At 59.2% G+C, this 22,293-nt stretch carries 21 protein-coding genes; 17 read left to right on the top strand and 4 right to left on the bottom strand.

The annotated features are described in order from the left end of the window. Positions 1 to 14 precede the first annotated feature (14 nt). From ACFWHB_RS21405 to glmU, 12 genes are all read left to right on the top strand, one after another. Entirely contained in the window at positions 15 to 818 is an 804-nt protein-coding gene (locus ACFWHB_RS21405) for a ParA family protein (protein ID WP_106885384.1), read from the top strand. Then, on the top strand, positions 815 to 1,723 hold the full coding sequence (locus ACFWHB_RS21400; RefSeq protein WP_106885385.1) for a ParB/RepB/Spo0J family partition protein: 909 nt from the start codon (positions 815 to 817) through the stop codon (positions 1,721 to 1,723). The genes ACFWHB_RS21405 and ACFWHB_RS21400 overlap by 4 nt, the downstream gene beginning before the upstream one ends. 190 nt (positions 1,724 to 1,913) lie before the next feature. Beyond that, positions 1,914 to 2,324 (top strand): ATP synthase subunit I, encoded by a 411-nt coding sequence (locus ACFWHB_RS21395; protein ID WP_025328869.1) that lies wholly within the window; start codon positions 1,914 to 1,916, stop codon positions 2,322 to 2,324. Between the two features lie 8 nt (positions 2,325 to 2,332). Continuing rightward, positions 2,333 to 3,115: a F0F1 ATP synthase subunit A gene (gene atpB / locus ACFWHB_RS21390; RefSeq protein ID WP_025328868.1), complete on the top strand. Its 783-nt coding sequence runs from the start codon at positions 2,333 to 2,335 to the stop codon at positions 3,113 to 3,115. Positions 3,116 to 3,173: 58 nt separating this feature from the next. After that, on the top strand, positions 3,174 to 3,413 hold the full coding sequence (atpE, locus tag ACFWHB_RS21385) for a F0F1 ATP synthase subunit C (protein WP_010672265.1): 240 nt from the start codon (positions 3,174 to 3,176) through the stop codon (positions 3,411 to 3,413). A gap of 51 nt (positions 3,414 to 3,464) precedes the next feature. After that, positions 3,465 to 3,935: a F0F1 ATP synthase subunit B gene (gene atpF, locus ACFWHB_RS21380; RefSeq protein ID WP_025328867.1), complete on the top strand. Its 471-nt coding sequence runs from the start codon at positions 3,465 to 3,467 to the stop codon at positions 3,933 to 3,935. A gap of 13 nt (positions 3,936 to 3,948) precedes the next feature. Continuing rightward, positions 3,949 to 4,482 (top strand): F0F1 ATP synthase subunit delta, encoded by a 534-nt coding sequence (gene atpH / locus ACFWHB_RS21375; RefSeq protein WP_106885386.1) that lies wholly within the window; start codon positions 3,949 to 3,951, stop codon positions 4,480 to 4,482. A gap of 15 nt (positions 4,483 to 4,497) precedes the next feature. Then, positions 4,498 to 6,039, top strand: coding sequence for a F0F1 ATP synthase subunit alpha (gene atpA, locus ACFWHB_RS21370; RefSeq protein WP_005326253.1), 1,542 nt, complete (start codon positions 4,498 to 4,500; stop codon positions 6,037 to 6,039). Positions 6,040 to 6,081: 42 nt separating this feature from the next. Continuing rightward, positions 6,082 to 6,948, top strand: a complete 867-nt coding sequence (gene atpG / locus ACFWHB_RS21365; RefSeq protein WP_041206629.1) for a F0F1 ATP synthase subunit gamma — start codon at positions 6,082 to 6,084, stop codon at positions 6,946 to 6,948. A gap of 33 nt (positions 6,949 to 6,981) precedes the next feature. Beyond that, positions 6,982 to 8,370 carry a F0F1 ATP synthase subunit beta gene (gene atpD / locus ACFWHB_RS21360; RefSeq protein WP_042651591.1) on the top strand — a complete coding sequence of 463 codons (1,389 nt, stop codon included), beginning with the start codon at positions 6,982 to 6,984 and terminating at the stop codon, positions 8,368 to 8,370. Between the two features lie 18 nt (positions 8,371 to 8,388). Next, positions 8,389 to 8,817 (top strand): F0F1 ATP synthase subunit epsilon, encoded by a 429-nt coding sequence (locus ACFWHB_RS21355; RefSeq protein WP_162520132.1) that lies wholly within the window; start codon positions 8,389 to 8,391, stop codon positions 8,815 to 8,817. Between the two features lie 93 nt (positions 8,818 to 8,910). Continuing rightward, entirely contained in the window at positions 8,911 to 10,272 is a 1,362-nt protein-coding gene (glmU, locus tag ACFWHB_RS21350) for a bifunctional UDP-N-acetylglucosamine diphosphorylase/glucosamine-1-phosphate N-acetyltransferase GlmU (protein WP_395949213.1), read from the top strand. 50 nt (positions 10,273 to 10,322) lie between these two features. Here glmU and creD read toward each other — a convergent pair whose 3' ends face one another. The 4 genes from creD to blrA all read right to left on the bottom strand — a co-directional run bounded on the left by creD (position 10,323) and on the right by blrA (position 14,858). Further along, positions 10,323 to 11,684 (bottom strand): cell envelope integrity protein CreD, encoded by a 1,362-nt coding sequence (creD, locus tag ACFWHB_RS21345; protein WP_395949212.1) that lies wholly within the window; start codon positions 11,682 to 11,684, stop codon positions 10,323 to 10,325. Positions 11,685 to 11,801: 117 nt separating this feature from the next. Then, positions 11,802 to 12,596 (bottom strand): class D beta-lactamase, encoded by a 795-nt coding sequence (gene blaOXA / locus ACFWHB_RS21340; RefSeq protein WP_395949211.1) that lies wholly within the window; start codon positions 12,594 to 12,596, stop codon positions 11,802 to 11,804. Positions 12,597 to 12,700: 104 nt separating this feature from the next. Beyond that, positions 12,701 to 14,122, bottom strand: a complete 1,422-nt coding sequence (gene blrB / locus ACFWHB_RS21335) for a beta-lactam sensor histidine kinase BlrB (protein ID WP_395949210.1) — start codon at positions 14,120 to 14,122, stop codon at positions 12,701 to 12,703. Between the two features lie 61 nt (positions 14,123 to 14,183). Beyond that, positions 14,184 to 14,858, bottom strand: a complete 675-nt coding sequence (blrA, locus tag ACFWHB_RS21330) for a beta-lactam response regulator transcription factor BlrA (protein ID WP_395949209.1) — start codon at positions 14,856 to 14,858, stop codon at positions 14,184 to 14,186. Between the two features lie 123 nt (positions 14,859 to 14,981). On the opposite strand from blrA, the gene ACFWHB_RS21325 reads away from it, so the two are divergent. The 5 genes from ACFWHB_RS21325 (at position 14,982) to ACFWHB_RS21305 (ending at position 22,293) form a co-directional block, all read left to right on the top strand. Next, entirely contained in the window at positions 14,982 to 15,755 is a 774-nt protein-coding gene (locus ACFWHB_RS21325) for a DeoR/GlpR family DNA-binding transcription regulator (protein ID WP_025328856.1), read from the top strand. 56 nt (positions 15,756 to 15,811) lie between these two features. Further along, positions 15,812 to 17,644 (top strand): glutamine--fructose-6-phosphate transaminase (isomerizing), encoded by a 1,833-nt coding sequence (glmS, locus tag ACFWHB_RS21320; RefSeq protein ID WP_395949208.1) that lies wholly within the window; start codon positions 15,812 to 15,814, stop codon positions 17,642 to 17,644. 141 nt (positions 17,645 to 17,785) lie between these two features. Then, positions 17,786 to 18,613: a TnsA endonuclease C-terminal domain-containing protein gene (locus ACFWHB_RS21315; RefSeq protein WP_395949206.1), complete on the top strand. Its 828-nt coding sequence runs from the start codon at positions 17,786 to 17,788 to the stop codon at positions 18,611 to 18,613. Then, positions 18,600 to 20,687 carry a Mu transposase C-terminal domain-containing protein gene (locus ACFWHB_RS21310; RefSeq protein WP_395949205.1) on the top strand — a complete coding sequence of 696 codons (2,088 nt, stop codon included), beginning with the start codon at positions 18,600 to 18,602 and terminating at the stop codon, positions 20,685 to 20,687. The genes ACFWHB_RS21315 and ACFWHB_RS21310 overlap by 14 nt, the downstream gene beginning before the upstream one ends. Next, the gene (locus ACFWHB_RS21305) at positions 20,680 to 22,293 is read left to right on the top strand and encodes an ATP-binding protein (RefSeq protein WP_395949204.1); all 1,614 of its coding nucleotides are present in this window, start codon (positions 20,680 to 20,682) and stop codon (positions 22,291 to 22,293) included. The genes ACFWHB_RS21310 and ACFWHB_RS21305 overlap by 8 nt, the downstream gene beginning before the upstream one ends.

Below are 22,293 nucleotides of genomic sequence, written 5' to 3'. Positions count from 1 at the left end.
ATTTAGGGGATAGTGTGGGAAAAGTCATTGCCATAGCCAACCAGAAGGGTGGAGTGGGTAAAACCACCACCTGTGTGAATCTGGCCGCCTCCCTGGCTGCCACCCGGCGCAAGGTGCTGGTGATAGATCTGGATCCGCAGGGCAATGCCACCATGGGCAGCGGCATCGACAAGTACGAAGTCGAACGCACCGCCTATGAACTGCTGATCGACGATGCCCCCATCAACGAGGTGATCATCCCCGAGACCTCGGGTGGCTATCACCTCATCGCAGCCAATGCCGATGTGACGGCGGCGGAGATCCGTCTGATGGAGTTCTTCGCCCGCGAGATCCGCCTGCGCAACGCCCTGGCCTCGGTACGGGACAAGTACGACTACGTCTTCATCGACTGCCCGCCTTCTCTCAACATGCTGACCGTCAACGCCATGGCCGCCGCCGACTCGGTGCTGGTGCCCATGCAGTGCGAGTATTATGCGCTGGAAGGGCTCACCGCCCTGGTCGACACCATCAGCAAGCTGGCGGCCGTCGTCAACCCGGAGCTGAAGATCGAGGGCGTGCTGCGCACCATGTTCGATCACCGCAACCGGCTGGCCAATGATGTGTCCGATCAGCTGAAACAGCATTTCGGGGACAAGGTCTATCGCACCATCATCCCCCGCAACGTTAGACTGGCGGAGGCGCCGAGCTTCGGTGCCCCGGCCATGCACTATGACAAATCATCGGTGGGGGCCAAGGCCTATCTGGCCCTGGCTGGCGAGATCCTGCGTCGTCAGGAGCAGGAGTCTCAGCCGATCACCGCAGACCGAGAGAGCATATGACGCCGAAGAAACGTGGGCTGGGCAAGGGGTTGGATGCCCTGCTCAGCACCAGCACGGCCGCCCGCCAGAAACAGGTGATGAGCGACCAGCGTACCGAACAGGCCATGGCGCCCACCAACCAGGGCGAGCTGCGCAAGCTGCCGCTGGAGTGGCTGCAGTCCGGCAAATACCAGCCGCGCAAGGACATGTCCCAGGATGCGCTGGAAGACCTGGCCAACTCGATACGGGCGCAAGGCGTGATTCAGCCGATAGTGGTACGCTCCATCGGGGAGAATCGCTTCGAGATCATCGCCGGTGAACGGCGCTGGCGCGCGTCCCAGCTGGCCCGGCTCGAGGTGGTGCCCTGCATCGTCAAGGACGTGCCCGACGAGGCCGCTGTTGCCATAGCGCTTATTGAGAACATCCAGCGCGAGGATCTCAACGCCATCGAAGAAGCTGTGGCCCTGCAGCGACTGCTGACCGAATTCGAGCTGACCCACCAGCAGGTGGCCGAGGCGGTGGGCAAGTCCCGCACCACTGTCACCAACCTGCTGCGCCTGAACCAGCTCAACGAGGACGTGAAGCGGTTCGTCGAGCACGGGGATCTCGACATGGGCCATGCCCGTGCCCTGCTGGCCCTGAGCGGCCCGGCCCAGTCCGAGCTGGCCAAGCTGGTCGCCCAGAAGGGGTTGACGGTGCGAGATACCGAGAAACTGGTGCAAAAAACGCTGGAACCGGCAAAAACCAAGGTCGAACCCGCCCGCGATCCCCAGTTTGGTTACCTCGAGCGCCAGATTTCAGAAAAAATTGGCAATCAGGTACAGCTTCAGCCGGGCAAGAAGGATAGCGGCAAGTTAGTAATAAGTTACGATAACTTAGCGGATTTGGACCGGGTATTGGGCTATTTTGGTCTGTCAGAATCGTGATTTTTACGCTTTTTGTAGTAATAAAACATCCATTCCTTTCGATATGAACATAACCTTAATTTCGCGCGGAAAGCCGCAAAAATTAAGGATTTTTGCCATGTTGCAATAGCCGTCTTCACGGGTATAATTTGACCGGCTTTTCGAGCTGTGAACCTGGGGTCTTCGGATCCCGATTTTTTACAGTTCTGTAATGTTCAGGGGTAGGTTGGTGAAACAGAAAGTAGCCTTGGAAGGTTTGACGCTAGCCTTGGCTATGCTCGTTTGTCAGCTCATCCTGATCCTGGCGATCAGTTCCGTCTGGTTTTATCAGACCGGGGCGTTTGCCGGACGTTCTTCCCTCTTCGGGGGGGGAATGTACTGGGTTCCTCAAGCCCTGTTCACTCTCTGGGTTCTGCGCCGCAAGGTGACGAAAGAGAGCGTGGGCCTGGTTTTGCGGGACTTTTATGGTGGGGCAGGGATTAAGCTCATTACTACAACAGGACTTTTCGCCCTGATGTTTGGCTCCGGGATCGAGGTCGACACCGTCTCGTTCTTCGCCACTTATATCCTCGCCCTCGTTGTACAGTGGATAGTTTCATTCACGCTTAACAACCACTATTAGGAAAACTCATGTCTGCAACCGGAGAAGTCCTGACTCCTCAGGGATATATCTCCCACCACCTGACCCACCTGCAAGTCGGGTCCGGGTTCTGGACGGTGAATATCGACTCAATGATATTTTCCGTCTTGCTAGGCGCCCTGTTTATCTGGTCGTTCCGCCGCGTAGCCGTCAAGGCCACCAGCGGTGTGCCCGGTAAGCTGCAGTGCTTTGTGGAGATGCTGGTCGAGTTTGTGAATGGTAACGTCAAAGACATCTTCCATGGTCGGAACCCGGTCATCGCACCGCTGGGACTGACAGTGTTTGTCTGGATCTTCCTGATGAACTTCATGGATCTGATCCCCGTTGACTTTATCCCTCACGCTGCACAGTTGATGGGTGTTCCCTATCTGCGTGTGGTTCCCTCTGCTGACGTTAACATCACCATGTCCATGGCTTTGGGCGTGTTCTTCTTGATCCTGTACTACAGCATCAAGGTCAAGGGTATCAGTGGATTCGTGAAGGAGCTGACGCTTCAGCCTTTCAACCATCCCGCTGCCATCCCGGTTAACTTCATCCTTGAAACCGTCACGTTGATTTCCAAGCCTGTTTCATTGGGTCTGCGACTGTTCGGCAACATGTATGCTGGCGAACTGATCTTTATCCTGATTGCGGGTTTGTTACCCTGGTGGTCACAGTGGATCCTGTCCGTGCCTTGGGCAATTTTCCACATCCTGATCATCACTTTGCAGGCGTTTATCTTCATGGTTCTGACCATCGTCTATCTGTCGATGGCGCAAGAAGACCATGGTTGATGCAACTCAAATAATCCTTTTTATACAATCAATTACATCTAAATAAATGGAGATCCTCATGGAAAACTTGAACATGGACCTGCTGTACATCGCTGCTGCAATGATGATGGGTCTGGCGGCTATCGGCGCCTCCATCGGTATCGGTATCCTGGGTGGCAAGTTCCTGGAAGGTGCTGCTCGTCAACCGGACCTGATCCCTGTTCTGCGTACCCAGTTCTTCATCGTCATGGGTCTGGTGGATGCGATCCCGATGATCGCCGTTGGTCTGGGTCTGTATGTGATGTTTGCGGTTGCCTAAGTCGTCACGACTCACGCAGAACCCATTAACTAACTTAAGAGGACATCGGCTGTGAATATCAACGCCACCCTCCTCGGCCAAGCAATTGCTTTTTTCATCTTCGTAGTGTTTTGCATGAAGTACGTATGGCCGCCGCTGATCGCTGCCATCGAAGCCCGTCAGAAAGAAATTGCTGATGGTCTCTCTTCTGCCGAACGTGCCAAGAAAGATCTGGATTTGGCCAAGGCCAACGCCACCGATCAGCTGAAAGAAGCCAAGCTTCAGGCTGCTGAAATCATCGATCAGGCCAACAAACGCAAGGCCCAGATCATTGATGAAGCCGCTGTCGGAGCTCAAGCAGAGCGGGAAAAAATCCTGGCTCAGGGCCGTGCAGAGATCGAAGCTGAACGTCATCGTGCCAAAGAAGAACTGCGCAAGCAGGTTGCTGCTCTTGCCATCGCGGGTGCAGAGAAGATCCTGGCACGCCAAATCGACCAGGCTGCCAACAGCGACATCGTCGACAAACTGGTAGCAGAACTGTAACGGGAACGGGGCTATGTCTGAACTGACTACAATCGCTCGCCCCTACGCCAAGGCTGCTTTCGAGTTTGCCGTTGAGCACAAGGCGGTTGACCAATGGCTGGAGATGCTCGGTTTCGCCGCACAAGTGGCCGAGAACGAGACCATCCATGACCTGGTAAACGGCTCCGTGGCCGCCGAAGAATTGGCAAATCTGTTTGTCGGTGTCTGCGGTGAGCAGCTCAACGAGCATGGTCAGAACCTGATCCGGGTGATGGCTGAGAATGGCCGCTTGGGTGTGCTGCCGGCTGTCGTTGCTGAATATGTCGCGCTCAAGGCTGAACTGGACAAAGAAGTTCAGGCTGACGTGATTTCGGCGATCGAACTGACCGACCAGCAGAAGGCCGCTATTCAGGCTTCTCTGGAACAACGTCTCGCGCGCAAAGTGAAGCTGAATTGCAGCATCGATGCGTCCTTGATGGCCGGGGTGCTCATCAAGGCCGGTGATCTGGTTATCGACGGCACGGTCCGCGGTAAGCTGGATCGCATGGCCGACGCGCTGCAATCTTGATTGGGGTATTAGAGCATGCAACTGAATTCCACTGAAATCGCCGAGCTGATCAAGCAGCGCATTGCGCAGTTTGATGTCAAAAGCGAAGCGCGTAACGAAGGTACCATCGTCTCTGTGAGCGACGGTATCATTCGTATCCACGGTCTGGCCGATGCCATGCAGGGTGAAATGATCGAGCTGCCGGGTAACCGCTTCGCTCTGGCATTGAACCTGGAGCGTGACTCCGTTGGTGCCGTTGTCATGGGTCCCTATGCCAACCTGGCGGAAGGGATGAAAGTAAAAGGTACCGGCCGTATTCTGGAAGTGCCGGTCGGTCGTGGTCTGTTGGGCCGGGTGGTCAACACCCTGGGTCAGCCGATCGACGGTAAGGGTCCGGTAGACAACGACGGCTACTCGCCGATCGAAGTCATTGCCCCGGGCGTTATCGAGCGTAAGTCTGTTGACCAGCCAGTCCAGACCGGTCTGAAAGCCATCGATGCCATGATCCCTATCGGTCGTGGCCAGCGTGAGCTGATCATCGGTGACCGTCAGGTTGGTAAGACCGCCATCGCGATCGACACCATCATCAACCAGAAAGACTCCGGCATTAAGTGCGTCTACGTTGCGATTGGCCAGAAGGCCTCCACCATCGCCAACGTGGTGCGCAAGCTGGAAGAGCACGGCGCCCTGGCCAACACCATAGTGGTCGTAGCCTCTGCCTCCGAAGCGGCTGCCCTGCAGTACCTGGCTCCCTATGCCGGTTGCTCCATGGGTGAGTACTTCCGTGACCGCGGTGAAGACGCGCTGATCATCTATGATGACCTGTCCAAGCAGGCCGTAGCCTATCGCCAGATCTCCCTGCTGCTGCGCCGTCCGCCAGGACGTGAAGCTTACCCGGGCGACGTCTTCTATCTGCACTCCCGTCTGCTGGAGCGTGCTTCCCGCGTCAACGTCGAGTACGTCGAGAAGTTCACCAAGGGTGCCGTGACTGGCCAGACCGGTTCTCTGACCGCGCTGCCAATCATCGAAACCCAGGCCGGCGACGTGTCTGCGTTCGTTCCGACCAACGTGATCTCCATCACCGATGGCCAGATCTTCCTGACCACTCAGCTGTTCAACTCCGGTATTCGTCCGGCGGTTGACCCGGGCATCTCCGTATCCCGTGTGGGCGGTGCCGCTCAGACCAAGATCGTCAAGAAGCTGTCCGGTGGTATCCGTACCGCGCTGGCCCAGTATCGTGAGCTGGCAGCTTTCGCCCAGTTCTCTTCCGATCTGGACGATGCGACTCGCAAGCAGCTGGACCATGGTCAGAAAGTGACCGAGCTGATGAAGCAGAAGCAGTACTCTCCGATGAGCGTGGCTCACCAGTCTCTGGTGCTGTTCGCCGCCGAGAAGGGCTACCTCGCCGATGTCGAACTGAGCAAAATCGTCGACTTCGAAGCCGCTCTGCTCTCTTACGCCAATACCCAGCATGCTGAGCTGATGGCTGAAATCAATGCCAAGGCCGACTACAACGACGCGATCGTTGGCAAGCTGACTGCGTTGCTGGATAGCTTCAAGGCAACCCAGACCTGGTAAGCGTGTGTGGCAGCGCAAGCTGCCACCTGATGGAGAGAAGAGATGGCCGGCGCAAAAGAGATACGTAACAAGATCGGGAGTGTGAAAAACACTCAGAAGATCACCAGCGCTATGGAAATGGTGGCAGCCAGCAAGATGCGCCGTGCGCAGGAACGCATGTCTGCCAGCCGTCCGTACGCTGAAACCATGCGCAAGGTGATCGGCCATATCGCTCAGGGGAACTTGGAATACAAGCACCCCTACCTCATCGAACGTGAGGTCAAGCGAGTGGGTTACATCGTCGTCTCCACCGACCGTGGCCTGTGTGGCGGCCTGAACATCAACCTGTTCAAAGCCGCCCTCAACGATATGAAGCAATGGAGCGCGAAAGGTGCCAAGGTTGACCTGGCACTGATCGGTAGCAAAGCCTCCAACTTCTTTGAGCGGCACGGCGCCAAGGTGAAAGCCCATGTCTCCGGACTGGGTGACAACCCGAGCGTCAATGACCTGATTGGTTCAGTCAAGGTCATGCTGAAGGCTTACGACAACGGTGAGATTGACAGGCTGTATCTGGTGTACAACAAGTTCGTCAACACCATGGTTCAGCAACCAAAAGTCGATCAACTGCTGCCTTTGCCCGTAACAGAAGACAGCAAGCTCGCCAAGAAACACCACTGGGATTACCTCTATGAGCCGGATCCCAAGCAGCTGCTGGATACCCTGTTGATTCGCTACGTCGAATCCCAGGTGTACCAGGGCGTGGTAGAAAACTTGGCAAGTGAACAGGCAGCCCGAATGGTTGCCATGCAAGCCGCGACTGACAACGCCGGCAACCTGATTAACGATCTGCAACTGGTGTACAACAAGGCCCGTCAGGCCAGTATTACCCAGGAACTGACAGAGATCGTATCCGGTGCTGCTGCGGTGTAAGGCAAGGGTTATCAAAGGTTTAGAGGATTTGACATGAGTAACGGTTTCATCGTCCAAATCATCGGCGCTGTAGTGGACATCGAGTTCCCGCAGAATGCCGTGCCCCAGGTGTACGATGCACTGAAAGTCATCAGCGAAGGCCAAGGCCAGGGTCTGGTACTGGAAGTTCAGCAACAGATCGGCGGCGGCGTCGTTCGTTGCATCACCATGGGTTCCTCCGACGGTCTGCGTCGTGGGTTGGAAGTAGTTAACAGCGGCAAGGCCATCCAGGTACCGGTTGGTACCTCGACCCTGGGTCGTATCATGAACGTACTGGGCGAGCCCATCGACGAGAAAGGTCCGATCGGCGAAGAAGAGCGTTGGTCCATCCACCGCGAAGCCCCCAGCTACGAAGATCAGTCCAACAGCGCCGAGCTGCTGGAGACCGGCATCAAGGTTATCGACCTGGTTTGTCCGTTCGCCAAGGGTGGTAAGGTCGGTCTGTTCGGTGGTGCCGGTGTAGGCAAGACCGTCAACATGATGGAGCTGATCCGTAACATCGCGATCGAACACAGTGGTTACTCTGTATTCGCCGGTGTGGGTGAGCGTACCCGTGAGGGTAACGACTTCTACCACGAGATGATGGAGTCCAACGTACTGGACAAAGTATCTCTGGTTTACGGTCAGATGAACGAGCCGCCCGGAAACCGTCTGCGCGTCGCGCTGACCGGTCTGACCATGGCCGAGAAGTTCCGTGACGAGGGTCGTGACGTGCTGTTCTTCGTGGACAACATCTACCGTTACACGCTCGCGGGCACTGAAGTATCCGCACTGCTGGGCCGTATGCCTTCTGCAGTAGGTTACCAGCCGACCCTGGCCGAGGAGATGGGTGTTCTGCAAGAACGTATCACCTCCACCAAGACTGGTTCCATCACGTCAGTCCAGGCCGTTTACGTGCCTGCGGATGACTTGACCGACCCGTCTCCGGCGACCACCTTCGCCCACCTGGATGCGACCATAGTTCTGTCCCGTCAGATCGCGGCACTGGGTATCTACCCGGCCGTTGACCCGCTGGACTCCACCTCCCGTCAGCTGGATCCGCTGGTGGTAGGCAAGGAGCACTACGAGACCGCTCGTGGTGTGCAGATCGTGCTGCAGCGCTACAAAGAGCTGAAGGACATCATCGCCATCCTGGGTATGGATGAACTGTCAGAAGAAGACAAACTGACCGTATCCCGTGCCCGTAAGATCGAGCGTTTCCTGTCCCAGCCGTTCTTCGTGGCCGAAGTATTTACCGGTTCTTCCGGCAAATACGTGCCGCTGAAAGAGACCATTCGTGGTTTCCAGGGCATCCTGAAAGGCGAGTACGACGATCTGCCCGAGCAGGCGTTTTACATGGTTGGCAGCATCGACGAAGTCGTCGAGAAAGCCAAGAAACTGTAAGCCTCGATAGGAGGGCCCATGGCTGAGATGATCTCCTTTCACCTGGATGTGGTGAGCGCCGAAGGGAAACTGTTTTCCGGTCGCGTGCAATCGGCCCAGGTAACAGGCTCCGAGGGTGAGCTGGGTCTCCGCCACGGTCATGCTCCGTTGCTGACTGCCATCAAGCCGGGCCTGGTCCGCTTGATCAAGCAAAATGGTAGCGAAGAGGTGTTGTACATCTCCGGCGGTATGCTGGAAGTGCAACCCGAGTCCGTGACCGTGCTGGCCGATACCGCCATTCGTGCCAAAGACTTGGATGAGGCGAAAGCCCAGGAAGCCAAGCGTCGTGCCGAAGAGCGGATCCACAGCTCCCATGGTGATATCGACTATGCGCAGGCATCTGCCGAGCTGTCCAAAGCGATGGCCCAGCTGCGGGTTATCGATATCGTCAAAAAGAATTACCGCTAATCACGGTGATGCAAAAAGCGACCTTCGGGTCGCTTTTTTTTTGCCCGTTGGATAGACTCCGCCGAGCATTTCCTCATGTTTCAAAGGCTGGCTATGTCTCTCAACGTCGTGATCCTGGCTGCGGGTAAAGGTACTCGCATGCGTTCCGTTCTGCCCAAGGTGCTGCACCCTGTCGCCAACAAACCCATGGTGTCCCATGTGATCGACACCGCTCGCCAGATAGGTGCCGAACAGTTGCACCTGGTCTATGGCCACGGAGCCGAGCTGCTCAAGGAGCGGATTGCCGCCCCGGATCTCAACTGGGTATTGCAGGCCCAGCAGTTGGGCACCGGCCATGCCGTCGCCCAGGCGATCCCGTTCTGGCAGGATGAGGATGACGTGCTGGTACTGTACGGCGACACCCCGCTGATCCAGCCCGAGACCCTGCAACGGCTGCTGGCCGCCAAGACCGACGACGGCATGGCGCTGCTGACGGTGGTGCTGGACAACCCCACCGGCTATGGCCGTATCGTCCGTGAAAACGGCCAGGTAGTCGGCATAGTCGAGCAGAAGGATGCCAACGCCGAACAGCTCGCCATCCGCGAGGTGAATACCGGTGTGCTGGTGGCCAATGGCGCCCAGCTGCGTGGCTGGCTGTCCCGTCTGGACAACAAGAACGCCCAGGGGGAGTTCTACCTCACCGACGTGATCGCCATGGCCCATGGGGATGGCTGTCCCATTGCCGCCGTCCATCCGGACAGCGCCATGGAGGTGGAAGGGGCCAACAACCGGGTCCAGCTGGCGGCCCTCGAGCGCAGCTATCAGCAGATGCAGGCCGAGAAGCTGATGATCGCCGGCGTCACCCTGATCGATCCGGCCCGCTTCGATCTGCGCGGCACGCTGGAGATAGGTGACGAGGTGGTGATCGACGTCAACGTCATCATCGAGGGCAAGGTCAAACTCGGCAACCATGTGCGCATCGGGGCAGGCGCCGTGCTGAAGGATTGCGAGATTGGCGATCACAGCGAGGTGAAACCCTACTCCGTCATCGAGGGCGCCCTGGTGGCGGATCAGTGCTCGGTCGGCCCCTTCGCCCGTCTGCGCCCCGGTGCCGTGCTGGAGCAGGATGCCCATGTCGGCAACTTCGTCGAGATGAAGAAATCCCGGCTCGGGGTCGGCTCCAAGTGTGGTCACCTGACCTACCTGGGGGATGCGGACATAGGCGCCAAGGTGAACATAGGTGCCGGCACCATTACTTGTAATTATGATGGGGTGAACAAGTTCCAGACCATCATAGAGGATGACGTCTTCGTCGGCTCCGATACCCAGCTGGTGGCGCCGGTGCGCATCGGCAAGGGCGCCACCCTGGGGGCGGGTTCCACCATCACCAAGGATGTGGCCGAGCACGAGCTGGTGATCACCCGGGTGCCACAGCGCCACATCAAGAACTGGGTCCGCCCGGTCAAGAAGAAGTGATGCCCGATCAATGAAATGAAACCGGCGCCCTCAGGGCGCCGGTTTTGTTTTCAGCTCTCCTGGCTCGGGGAAGAGGAAGGTGGCGGGTTGCCCATCACCCCATACCAGTCCAGCTTGCGGGTCAGCACCATGACAAGCGTCAGTATGGCGAACAGCAGCAGGGCGCCGAGCAGCAGGGCTATCTCCTCGGCCTGCAGCAGCCCGAACAGTATGGCGTAGACAAGCCCGAGCAGGGCCGCGAAGCCGAGGCCCTGACGCGGCCCCCCCAGCACGTGGCTGAGGTAGAAGCCGTTGAGCGACACGCTTGCGAGGCTGGCGACCAGATAGGCCCAGCCAAAGCCGAGGTGCTCGGTCAGCGCCAGCAGCACCAGATAGAAGATGGCCAGCCCCATGCCCACCAGGGCGTACTGGATGGGGTGCACCCGCAGCCCCTTGAGCAGCTCGAACATGAAGAAACTGAGGAAGGTGAGGCCGATGAACAGCAGGGCGTATTTGGCGGCCCGCTCGTTCTGCTGATAGTGATCCACCGGCTGCACCAGGCTGACGCTGAAGGTCGGCAAATCGCTCCCCGCCCCCTTCATCATGCGGGTGAAACGCCGCTCCATGTCGGTGGCAAACCAGCTGGTCTGCCAGCTGGCGTCGAACCCCTGATCGTTCAGGATGCGGCTGCCTGGCAGAAAATCGCCGATGAAGTTGGGGTGGGGCCAGTTGCCACTCAGGTTGAATCGGCTGTCCTGGCCGATCGGCACCACCTCAAGCGCGTTCATGCCCTGCAGGTTCAACTCGATGTGAAAGCGGCCATCTTCACCGGGCAAGCTCTCGATCGGAGCATGGATGCCGGCCAGACCGTCACCCAGCAGGGCGCCGGGGGCGAACGGAATGCGCCGCTCTCCCAGCTTCAGCTCGGGCACACTGCTGATGCCGCGGGCATCGGACAGCACCAGGCTGAGGTAGGGTTTGCCCGGGACCAGGGCGGGATCCGCGGCGTCAAAGCTGAGATCCGGGTTGCCAGCCACCAGCGCCTTGTCGGCCAGACTGGCCGGCAACCGGCCGGAGAGGGAGAGCCGGCTGTGATAGACCTGGGCCTGATAGATGCCGAGCTTGCGCGGGGTGACCTCCATGCTGGCCCGCACATCCAGCCTGTCCGGCAGCAGGTAGCGATAGACCCGCTCCTCGCGCACGAAGCGCTTGCCATCCTGCTCGACGGTGACGGCCCGGGTATAGGGTTGCACCAGCACTGGCCCCAGCAAGCGCTGCGGGCCGCTGTGGCTTGCCATGATGCTGTGGATGGCCTGGCTGCGGTAGGCCTGGCGCTCCCGGTTCAGCTCCATGATGGAGTGAACGGGGATCATCAGCAGCAGGCTGAGCAACAGCAGCAGCACTATCTTGTGGGTGAATATCTGTTTGACCATGACGCCTCTCCTTGTTGATGGGGTCGAGTGTGCCGGGGTCGGGTGAAGCGGGGATGGGGCCCTGTGAAGTGGGGGTGAAGGGGGATAAAAAAACCGGCGCCATGCGCCGGTTGGGGATCAGAGTTTCTTCAGCTCTGTTGGCAAGGCGGCAAACACCTCTTCCTTTGCCCTGAGGGACGCGAACTGCTTGCCGGGTTTTTGCACCACTGTGTGCACGAAGATGAGCTTCTTGTCCTGCTTGCTGGCCCAGCCGACGAACCAGCCGATCTGCTGATCCCGGTTGAGGCTGCCATCCAGCAGCTTGGGGTAGCCCATGCCGGTCTTGCCGTGGATCTGCCAGCCATCGATGTCGGGCTGACGCAGCAGTGTGCTGGTGCGGTGTACCGCCTCGGCGGAGACCGGCAGCTTGCCGCTCACCAGCTTGCCGAGGAAGCGGGCCTGCTCCTGGGGGCTGATGGCGAGGCTGGAGCTGAGCCAGGCCTGGGTCAGACCGTCGTGCTTGCCCGGGTTTCCCGAGAGCTCCCGGTTGCCGTAGTCGAAGCGGTCGACGTACTGCTGGAAGCGCGCCTCTCCCAGCCACTCGGTGAGGCGTTGGGAATACCAGATCACCGAGAATTTCATCCAGTTGCTCGGGGTGGTGGTCTGCTTCCACTCCGGCAGGAAGTCAGGGTCACTGGGTTTGAATGGCAGGGCAGGCAACTGTTCATCCACCAGGAAGCCGCTCTCATAGCCCATCAGCGCGAGGGGGATTTTGAAGGTGGAGGCGGGCGTCAACTGGCTGGCGCAGTCACCCTGGGCGCTGAGGGGTTTGCCGCTGCCATCGGCAAACAGCAGGCAGCCCGTGGTGGCGCTGGCGGGCAAGGTACAGAAGAGGCCGGCGGCAAGCAGGCCGGACAACAGAATGCGGGACATGAACATCTCCTTGATTCATCAGAACGCGTATCAACGGGTCCGGGCGGGACCCTATCTGAGGAGGCGCAGCTTAGCCCTGCTCTGTGTGTTCAGTGTGAAGTCCCCTAGCCAGCAGGCAGCCAGAGCTCGGCCAGCACTCCACCTTCCGGCTGGTTGCCCAGGGTCAGCCGGCCGCCGTGCTGGCGAGCCACTTCGGCGGCAAAGCTGAGCCCGAGGCCGCTGCTCTTGCCCTTGTCGGGTCTGGGCAGGGAGTAGAAGCGATCGAAGATCCTGGGCAGCGCATAGTCCGGGATGCCGGGTCCCTGATCCCGCACCCGGAAGCTGTAGCCCCCCTGCTCCAGGGCGCCGCTTAGCCGGATGTGACCCCCGGCGGGTGAGAAATCGAGGGCGTTGTCCAGCAGGTTGCCCAGGGCCTGCTCCACCAGCAGGGGATCCCACTTCTGCCTGGGGGCGTCGGCGAGCTCTGCCGCCAGGGCTACCTGACGACGGGCAGCGACTATCTGGCGGGCATCCAGAGCCCGCCTGCCCAGTGTGGCGGGGGCTATGGCCTGTCTGTCCAACCCCTGCCCCGATTCGAGGCGCGCGAGCTGTAGCATGCGTTCGATCAGTTGCTGCATGCGGGCCGTCTCCAGATTGATGTTGCCGATAAAGCGCCGCGCCACCTCGGGCGGCGGTACCTCGGCGAGGATCTCCCCTGCCCCGCGGATGGCAGCCAGCGGGCTTTTGAGCTCATGGGTCAGGCTGTGCACATAGGCTTCGATGTAGGATTTGCCGTCCAGCTGGCGGCGCATGGTCTCGAGGGAGTGGCCGAGCCGGTCCAGCTCCGGGCTGTGGAGCCTCGGCAGGCTGGCGGGCTGGCCCTGGCTGACCGCATCGGCGTAGTGCACCAGCTTGCCGATGGCGCGGGTGAGCCACCACACCAGCAGGGCGCCGATCAGCAGCGAGAGGCAGAGCAGCAGGGCCGCCCCCTGCAACAGCTGGTGCTCGCTGCGCTCTATCATGGGCAGCAGGGTGCGGTTGGGCTTGGCGACAGTGAGGGAACCCAGGATCTCGTCCCCTTCGCGCAGGGGGGCGGCCACGTGCATCACCGAACTGGCGGGATCGTCAGGATCGCTGCGGGTGCTGCGGGCGCCATACTCCCCGCGCAAGGTGCGGTAGACGTCGTTCCAGCGGGAATAGTCCTTGCCCAGATCCACCCCGTCCGAGTCATAGACCACCTTGCCCTTGGCGTCGACCACATAGATGCGGTACTCGGCCTGCTGCTTGAGGTGGCCGTCGATCAGGGCGTTGATGGGGCTCTGGTTGAGGCGGGCAAAGGCGCTGGCCAGCCGGCCATCCGCCATCTTCCCCTCCTGCAGATCGTCCAGAGCCAGGGGGGCCAGCAGCTGGGCCATGTCCACCAGGGTATCCTCGGTGGCGCTGCGCACCCCGGGTTTAATCTCCTCGACGAAGATCTCCAGCACGAACCAGGCGGCCAGCGCGAAGATCAGCACCAGACCGCACAGCAGTTGCAACCCTATCCTCATGGCCGTCCCCCTCTGTGGTTCCGCTGCCCTGGCCTGCCTGGCCGTTGCGATCCCCCGTGGCTCATGCCAGCTCCAGGCTGTAGCCCAGCCCGCGGTGGGTCAGGATAAGATTGGCCTCGGCGTCCCGCTCCCGCAGCTTGGCGCGCAGGGTCTTGATGTGGGTGTCGACGGTGCGATCCAGGCTCTCTTCGGCCCCGCTCCACACCAGATCCATCAGCTGCTGGCGGGAGTAGACCCGGCCTGGCGCCTGCATCAGAGTCTTGAGCAGCAGGTATTCGTAGCGGGTGAGGGTCAGGGGCTGACCGTGGAAGCAGATGCGGGCCCGCTCCTCGTCCAGTGCCAGCAATTGGCTCGGTTGGGGGATTATGGGCTGGCTGCGGCGCAGTATCACCCTCACCCTGGCGCACACCTCCCGCGGCGAGAAGGGCTTGGCCACGTAGTCGTCGGCCCCTATCTCCAGCCCGATCAACCTGTCTATCTCCTCGCTGCGGGCGGTGAGAAACATCAGGGGAGTGTCGGTCAGGGCACGTACCTGCTTGCACAGCTCGAAGCCGCCGATGTCCGGCAACCCCACATCCAGGATCAGAAAATCCGGTCGCGACCGTTCCAGTCGCGCCAGCAACGGCTGGCCGAGGGGGAACCACTCCACCTCGAAACCATCGGTCTGCAGGGCATAGATCAGGGTGTCGGCGATGCTGGCCTCATCTTCCACCAGCCAGATGACTCGTTTTTGCATGGCGTCCTCGTCATAAATCGGCCTGACCATTCTGGCATCGAACCAAATCGGATCCTATTTGCCGTTTGATTTTTCCAAAAAAGGTATTAATATTTCGCCATTCTTTCGAATCGAAACTTTAAGATGACCAAACGCAACACACAACAGCGCCGTCACACCATAGTGACTCTGGTGCAGGAACAGGGCGAAGTCAGCGTCGATGCACTGGCCAAGCACTTCTCCACCTCGGAAGTGACCATCCGAAAGGATCTGGCCGTGCTGGAGACCGGCGGCCTGCTGCTGCGTCGTTACGGTGGTGCCGTGCCCCTGCCGAGCGAGATGGTGGTGGACAGCAACCCGGATCAAGTTTCGAAACGAAAGCTGGCCATAGCCCGTGCCGCCGCCGAGCGCATCCGCGATCACAACCGCGTCATCATCGACAGCGGCAGCACCACCAGCGCCATGATCCCCATGCTGGGCAGCAAGCGCGGCCTCATCGTGATGACCAACTCCCTCAACGTGGCTGGTGCCCTGCGCGAGCTGGAGAACGAGCCCACTCTGCTGATGACCGGCGGCACCTGGGATCCCCACTCCGAATCCTTCCAGGGTCAGGTGGCGGAGCAGGTGTTGCGCTCCTATGACTTCGACCAGCTGTTCATCGGCGCCGACGGCATAGACCCGGAGCGAGGCACCACCACCTTCAACGAGCTGGTGGGCCTCTCCCGTGTGATGGCCGAGGTGTCCCGCGAGGTCATCGTCATGGTCGAGTCGGAGAAGATAGGCCGCAAGATCCCCAATCTCGAGCTGCCCTGGTCCAGCATCCATACCCTGGTGACCGATGAGGGGCTGGACAGCGAGGCCAGAGCACAGATTCAAGCCAGGGGGATAGCACTGATCTGCGCCCCAGTGGCGGTTTGACCCAAACATCCAACTATCCAAACGAATTTCCGTTTTTACCTCTTGAGGAGAAGTCTATGTGTGGCATCGTCGGGGCAGTGGCCCAACGTGATGTGGCTGAAATCCTGGTAGAAGGCCTGCGCCGTCTGGAATACCGCGGCTATGACTCCGCCGGTGTGGCCGTGTTCAGCGCCAACCAGCCGCTGCAGCGGGTGCGTCGTCTCGGCAAGGTGGCCGAGCTGGTCAAGGCGCTGGAAGAGCAGTCCGTCCACGGCGGCACCGGCATAGCCCACACCCGCTGGGCGACCCATGGCGAGCCGTCCGAGCGCAATGCCCACCCCCACGTCTCCGAGCATATAGTGGTGGTGCACAACGGCATCATAGAGAACCACGAAGAGCTGCGCAGCAGGCTGCAGGGCATGGGCTATGAGTTCAGCTCAGACACCGACACCGAGGTGATCGCCCACCTGGTGCACCACGAGCTGAAATCCGCTCCCAGCCTGCTGGCCGCCATGCAGGTCACGGTGAAGCAGCTGCGCGGTGCCTATGGCACTGTGGTGATGGACAGCCGTGACGACAGCCGCGTGGTGGTGGCCCGCTCCGGCTCGCCCCTGGTGATCGGCCGCGGCATCGGCGAGAACTTCATCGCCTCCGATCAGATGGCCCTGCTGCCGGTGACCCGCCGCTTCATCTTCCTGGAAGAGGGGGATGTGGCCGAGGTGACCCGTCGCGACGTGCACATCTTCGATACCCAGGGCAATGCCGTGGTGCGCGAGGAGCTGGAGTCCGAGCTCTCCCACGACGCCGGTGACAAGGGCGAGTACCGCCACTACATGCTCAAAGAGATCTACGAGCAGCCCAAGGCCATCACCAACACCCTGGAAGGGCGTCTGGGCAGCGATCACGTGGTGGTCGAGTCCTTCGGCAACGGTGCCCGCGCCATCTTCGACAAGGTGGAGCACGTCCAGATCGTGGCCTGCGGCACCTCCTACAACTCCGGCATGGTGGCCCGCTACTGGTTCGAAGAGATAGCCGGCGTCTCCTGCGACGTGGAGATCGCCTCCGAGTTCCGCTATCGCAAGTCTGTGGTGCGCCCCAACAGTCTGCTGGTGACCCTGTCCCAGAGCGGCGAGACAGCCGACACCCTGGCGGCCCTGCGCCTGGCCAAGGAGTCCGGCTACATGAGCTCGCTCGCCATCTGCAACGTGCCGGGTTCCTCCCTGGTGCGGGAATCTGACTTGGCCTTTATGACCCGGGCCGGTGCCGAGATCGGCGTCGCCTCCACCAAGGCCTTCACCACCCAGCTGGCCGGCCTGCTGATGCTGGTGGCCTCCGTCGGTCACTGCCGCGGCCACCTGAGTGCCGAGGCCGAAGCCGAACTGGTCAAGGCGCTGCAAGCCCTGCCGCTGCGCATCAAGGAGAGCCTGGCCCTGGCCAAGCAGATCGAGACCCTGGCCGAAGAGTTTGCCGACAAGCACCACAGCCTGTTCCTCGGTCGCGGCAGCCAGTACCCCATCGCCATGGAGGGGGCGCTCAAGCTGAAAGAGATCTCCTACATCCACGCAGAAGCCTATGCCGCCGGTGAGCTCAAGCACGGCCCGCTGGCACTGATCGATGCCGAGATGCCCATCATAGTGGTGGCGCCGAACAACGATCTGCTGGAGAAGCTCAAGTCCAACGTGGAAGAAGTCCGTGCTCGTGGCGGCATCCTCTACGTGTTCGCCGATGCCGACGCCGGCTTCAAGAGCGACGAGACCATGAGGGTGATGAGCCTGAACCACGTGGAAGAGATGATAGCCCCCATCGTCTACACGGTGCCGTTGCAGCTGCTCTCCTACCACGTCGCCCTGATCAAGGGCACGGATGTGGATCAGCCGCGCAACCTGGCGAAATCCGTGACAGTGGAATAAGCCGTTGTCAGACATAAAAAAAGATGTGGGATGAAAATAAAGTTTCATCCCTACAAATAAAGTTTCATCCTTGAAAATAGAGTTTCATCCTAAGCCAGCGTGCGCTATGTTGATGGTATCAACTAGGACGTTGGCTTTTTTATGGCTGGAACATTCAAGGGCCTGACTCAGGCTCAGATCGATAGAAGGCTGAAGGAGGGGCGGGGTCAAGGCCGGGGATCTGACTACAAGCCGTTCATCTACACCAGGGATGTCTCTTCTCTGGGACGTTCCCACCGCCTGTTCGGCAATAAATGCCGACGCATGCACCACCTCCTTTCCGACTTAGAACTCGCCGTCTTCCTCACTCTGGATTGGTCTCCCAAGGTCATCGATATCCGGGAGCAATTTCCCCTTCGGGTCGAGGACACAGTCCGCCTTGCTGAAACGTATGGGCTTCCCCACGGCAAGTTTCAGGGAATCCCGCAGGTGCTTAGTTCCGACTTTCTGGTGGACTTCGACGATCCCACACGCCCGGCTATGGCGCTCCAAGCAAAATACAACGCAGACCTCGAGAAACCTGAAGTCATCGAGCGCCTAGAGCTCGAAAGGCGTTACTGGGAAGAGAAAGAGATCTCCTGGGCCATTGTCACCGAGAGGGAGATCTCCCGGACGGCATTTACCAACATCCAGTGGCTCTACCCCGCCCAGGCCGAGGAAGATATTGTCCTCAACGACCTCGAACGCTACTACAGCTTGTTCCTGTACGAGTTCCAACGCCATCCTGAGCAGACGCTGACGAGCATTGTTCAGAGCCTGGATGTGGCTTACGAGCTTGAACCAGGGCAGGCACTCTATTGGTTGCGTCAGTTGCTTGCTCGCCACTATTTTATCTTCGATATCAACAAGCTCTACAGAGAGCTAAAGCCGGGTGATCTATCCGTCAATCCCCATCAAGAACAGCAGGAGATACGCCATGTTCCCGGTTAACTTGGTGCTCCAGATGGGTGAGTTACGCAGACGTTTGCTCTGGTGCGACACAGAGCTGGTCATCTGGATCGATATTGACTCGAGCTTGGCATTTCCAGAATCGGCTTCAGTCGCAGAGCTGGAGGGGTTGCTTATAGCCGGGGAGCTGAAACGCATAGATGACCCTTTTCTGGATGTGACCCTTCGGGAGGTTGAGGATGGGTCAAGTGAGCAGCAAAAGCGCGATTCGGCCTGGGAAATACTGGCAGAGACAATTCGTGACACCGGCCTGTTTGAGCGCCGAGCCAGAGGGGAAATCGTCAAAGGCATAATGGAGCGCCACGGTGTCACCAAGCAGACGGTGTACCGGCTTCTCAGGCGCTACTGGCAACGGGGCATGTGCAAGAATGCCTTGCTGCCGGATTACGCCAACTCGGGAGGCCGTGGTAAGCGACGCAAACCGGACCATGCCAAACTGGGGCGGCCCAGGATGGTCAGAGATGGGCGGGGAAGCAACGTTACTCCCGAAATTGAGCGTATTTTCAGGCGCGTCATAGAGGAGCGCCTGCTCAAGGAAAAACATCCGTCGATTCCCGACGTCTACGCTGCCAGCCTGAGCCTGCTCGGTACTATGTTTCCCGACTTGCCGACACATGATCTGCCGACGGTGGAGCAGTTTCGTTACTTCTACAAGCGCGAGTACCACTTTACTGAAATTTTGGCTCGCCAGGCATCCGCAGTGGATTTCGCCAAGGATATCCGGCCGATCAGGGGGACGTCGACGACAGAGGCTCTGGGGCCTGGTTACCGCTACCAGATCGACGCCACCATTGCTGATATCTACCTGATATCGGATCATGATCGCAGCCTGATCGTAGGCAGACCCGTTGTTTACATAGTGAACGATGTGTTTAGCCGGATGGTGACGGGCATGTACATCGGGTTCGAGGGGCCATCCTGGATCAGCGCCATGGTGGCCCTGGCTAATACCACTGCCGACAAGGTGGAATATTGCCGCCAGTATGGTGTGGAGATTGACGTTGGAGATTGGCCCGTGCAGGGCTTGCCCGATGTGGTGCTGGCGGACAAAGGTGAGCTGAACGGCACCAAGGTCGAGGTGTTCGCCGAATCCTTCGGAGTTCGCATTGAAAATGCACCAGCCAGGCGTGGGGATGCCAAGGGTATTGTCGAGCGCCAATTCAGGACGGTACAGGAACGTTTTAAGCCCTATGTTAGCGGCGTGGTCGAAGGTCACATCAGTCGCAAGCGCGGTGGCCATGACTACAGACTCGACGCCAGCCTGACACTACCGGAATTCACCAAATGCATCATCGCGAGTGTCCTCTGGCACAACAACTTCCACGTCCTGAGTAAATACGACAGGACTGCCGGTATACCCGGTGACCTGCCCGCTATACCTGCCAGGTTGTGGCATTGGGGGCTGGGTAACCTGACGGGCCGGTTGCGGGTCGCACCCCAGGATCTGGTTCGCATCAACCTGCTGCCCCATGATCAGGCCACAGTTTCGGAACTGGGTATAAGGCTATTTGGTTGCTTCTATACCTGCCAGGAGGCTCTGAAGTCCGGCTGGTTCCACCGGGGGCAAGGCCATAGACCCGAAAAGGTGATGGTGGCCTACGACCCGCGCAGTGCAGACCACATCTACATTCGTCCCTCCAACAACCTCAAAGAGTACTGGATTTGTGATCTCGCCGATCGCAGCAGGCGCTTCCGGGGGATGACCTTCTGGGACGTCTGGCTGCTGTCCAAGGAGGAGCGCAGAAGTGATGCCAACGCTGCCATGGAGGGGATGAAGGAGAGGGGTAGGCTACTCGAGAAGATCGAGGCCATCGCCGCTTTGGCGGAGAATGCCAGTCCCATCAAAACCGGCATGTCCAAGAAGGATTTGGGAACCCAGATCCGCGAGAACAAGCAGGATGAAAAGCGCCATGAGCGTCGCCAAGGGGCCTTCAGACCTGCGAGAGAGCAGTCAGGCAAGCCCGCCGATGTGGTCCCGCTGAGGGGTGAGAAACCAGACGACTATGCCTATCCGGATCTGGGCGACCTTATCTTCGGGGAGGGGGACAATGACTGACGAGATCCGCAGCGGCGTCATCCCCTTGGCCCAATATCTGGAGCAGCAACTACCAGAATATCAGGACAATCCGCTTATCAGCGCCTTGCCACCCATACCCGACCTGCAAGAGGTGGTTACCCAACTTCAGGCTGTGCCCAGCTTCGATCCTCAGGAGGCATTCCTTGACGGGCGGCTCAGGGCCCACGCCATTGCCCGCCTGTTACATGGTTTCTTTCAGCCTCTGACCCACCACCTTGAGTTGGAAGCCAAGATCAGCCTGATGATCCGCCAGGGTTACATCGGTCGGAACCCTGCCAATGGTGCCTGGTATTCCCACCTACAAAACGGTTACCGCCGCGTGGAGGAAGAGGATTTAGAGGCTGCGGTCTACCGGAGCGTTTCTTCGACGGCCAGCAGTCTGTCGCTGTTCGGCTGCTCTGGCTGCGGCAAGACCCGCACCCTAGAGCGGATCCTGAGTATGTACCCCCAGGCCCTCCATCATCACGACTACAACATCACTCAGCTGACCTACCTGAAAGTTGACTGCCCCATTGATGGCGATCTGGACGAGCTTTGCCTGAGCTTCTTCAACCAAGCGGACAGGGTTCTGGGCACTCATTACAGTCGCAGTCATGGTCGTAAGAAACTGGGCACCAAGCGCCTGCTGGCCAGCATGTGTCAGATCGCCAATCTTCATGCTCTTGGAGTACTGATCATCGATGAGGTTCAGAACCTCAACGAGGCCCGGTCTGGCGGGGCCGAGAAGATGCACAATTTCTTCGTATCTTTGGTCAACACCATAGGAGTGCCCATCATTCAGGTGGGCACACACAGGGCCAGCAAGTTCTTCCAGCGCACATTCAGGGCTGCTCGACGTATCTCCGGCTTGGGCAGCATCCGCTGGGACAGGCTGCCAAGAGACGATCACTGGAAACGGCTCTTGAAACGGCTTTGGAAATATCAGTGGGTGCGGAATGCCTACCCCTTGGACGATGAGCTTGAGGCGACCATGTACGAGCTCACTCAGGGGGTCATGGATATCGTCATCAAGTTGTTCGCACTGGCGCAGATCCGGGCCATAGTGACGGGTGCTGAATGTATCAAGCCAATGTTGCTGCGCAAAGTCTACGAGGATGAGTTCAAGCCGGTCCATCCCATGTTGGCAGCATTGCGGAGCAACAGGCCGGAACTCATCGCCAAGTACGATGACCTTCTGATGCCAGAAATAGAAGGCAAGCTGATCTCCCTTACACAGTCATTGGACAGAATTACAGAATCCAAGCCACTGGCGCCACTGGTCGACGATAGGGCCAAAAAGCTGGCGGCCTTGCTCGAGGGAATGGAGATCCCCAAGGATATTGCCATTCCTATGGCTGACGAGCTGCTGGCCGAGTATCCCGAGATTCCCTTGGCAGCATTGATCCACAAGGCGACATCCTACCTAGTCCAGGACAAACCCAAGGCTTCAGGATTCTCCAGAGTGAAGCGGACGGAATGGGGTCAGTTACCTCAAGATGATTTGCGGCGACGCTATACCAGCGGACCCGAGGGCGAGGTTTACGGCAGGTTCAAAGAGGCTGGTCTGGTGTTCGACCTGCAAGTGCTGCTGGGCAAGGCGAGCTGA

It is taken from the genome of Aeromonas mytilicola subsp. aquatica (genome assembly GCF_044336385.1).
Taxonomy (GTDB): domain Bacteria; phylum Pseudomonadota; class Gammaproteobacteria; order Enterobacterales; family Aeromonadaceae; genus Aeromonas; species Aeromonas rivipollensis.
Note: the sequence above shows the minus strand (reverse complement) of the source record. Positions and strands in the feature narration are given on the sequence as shown.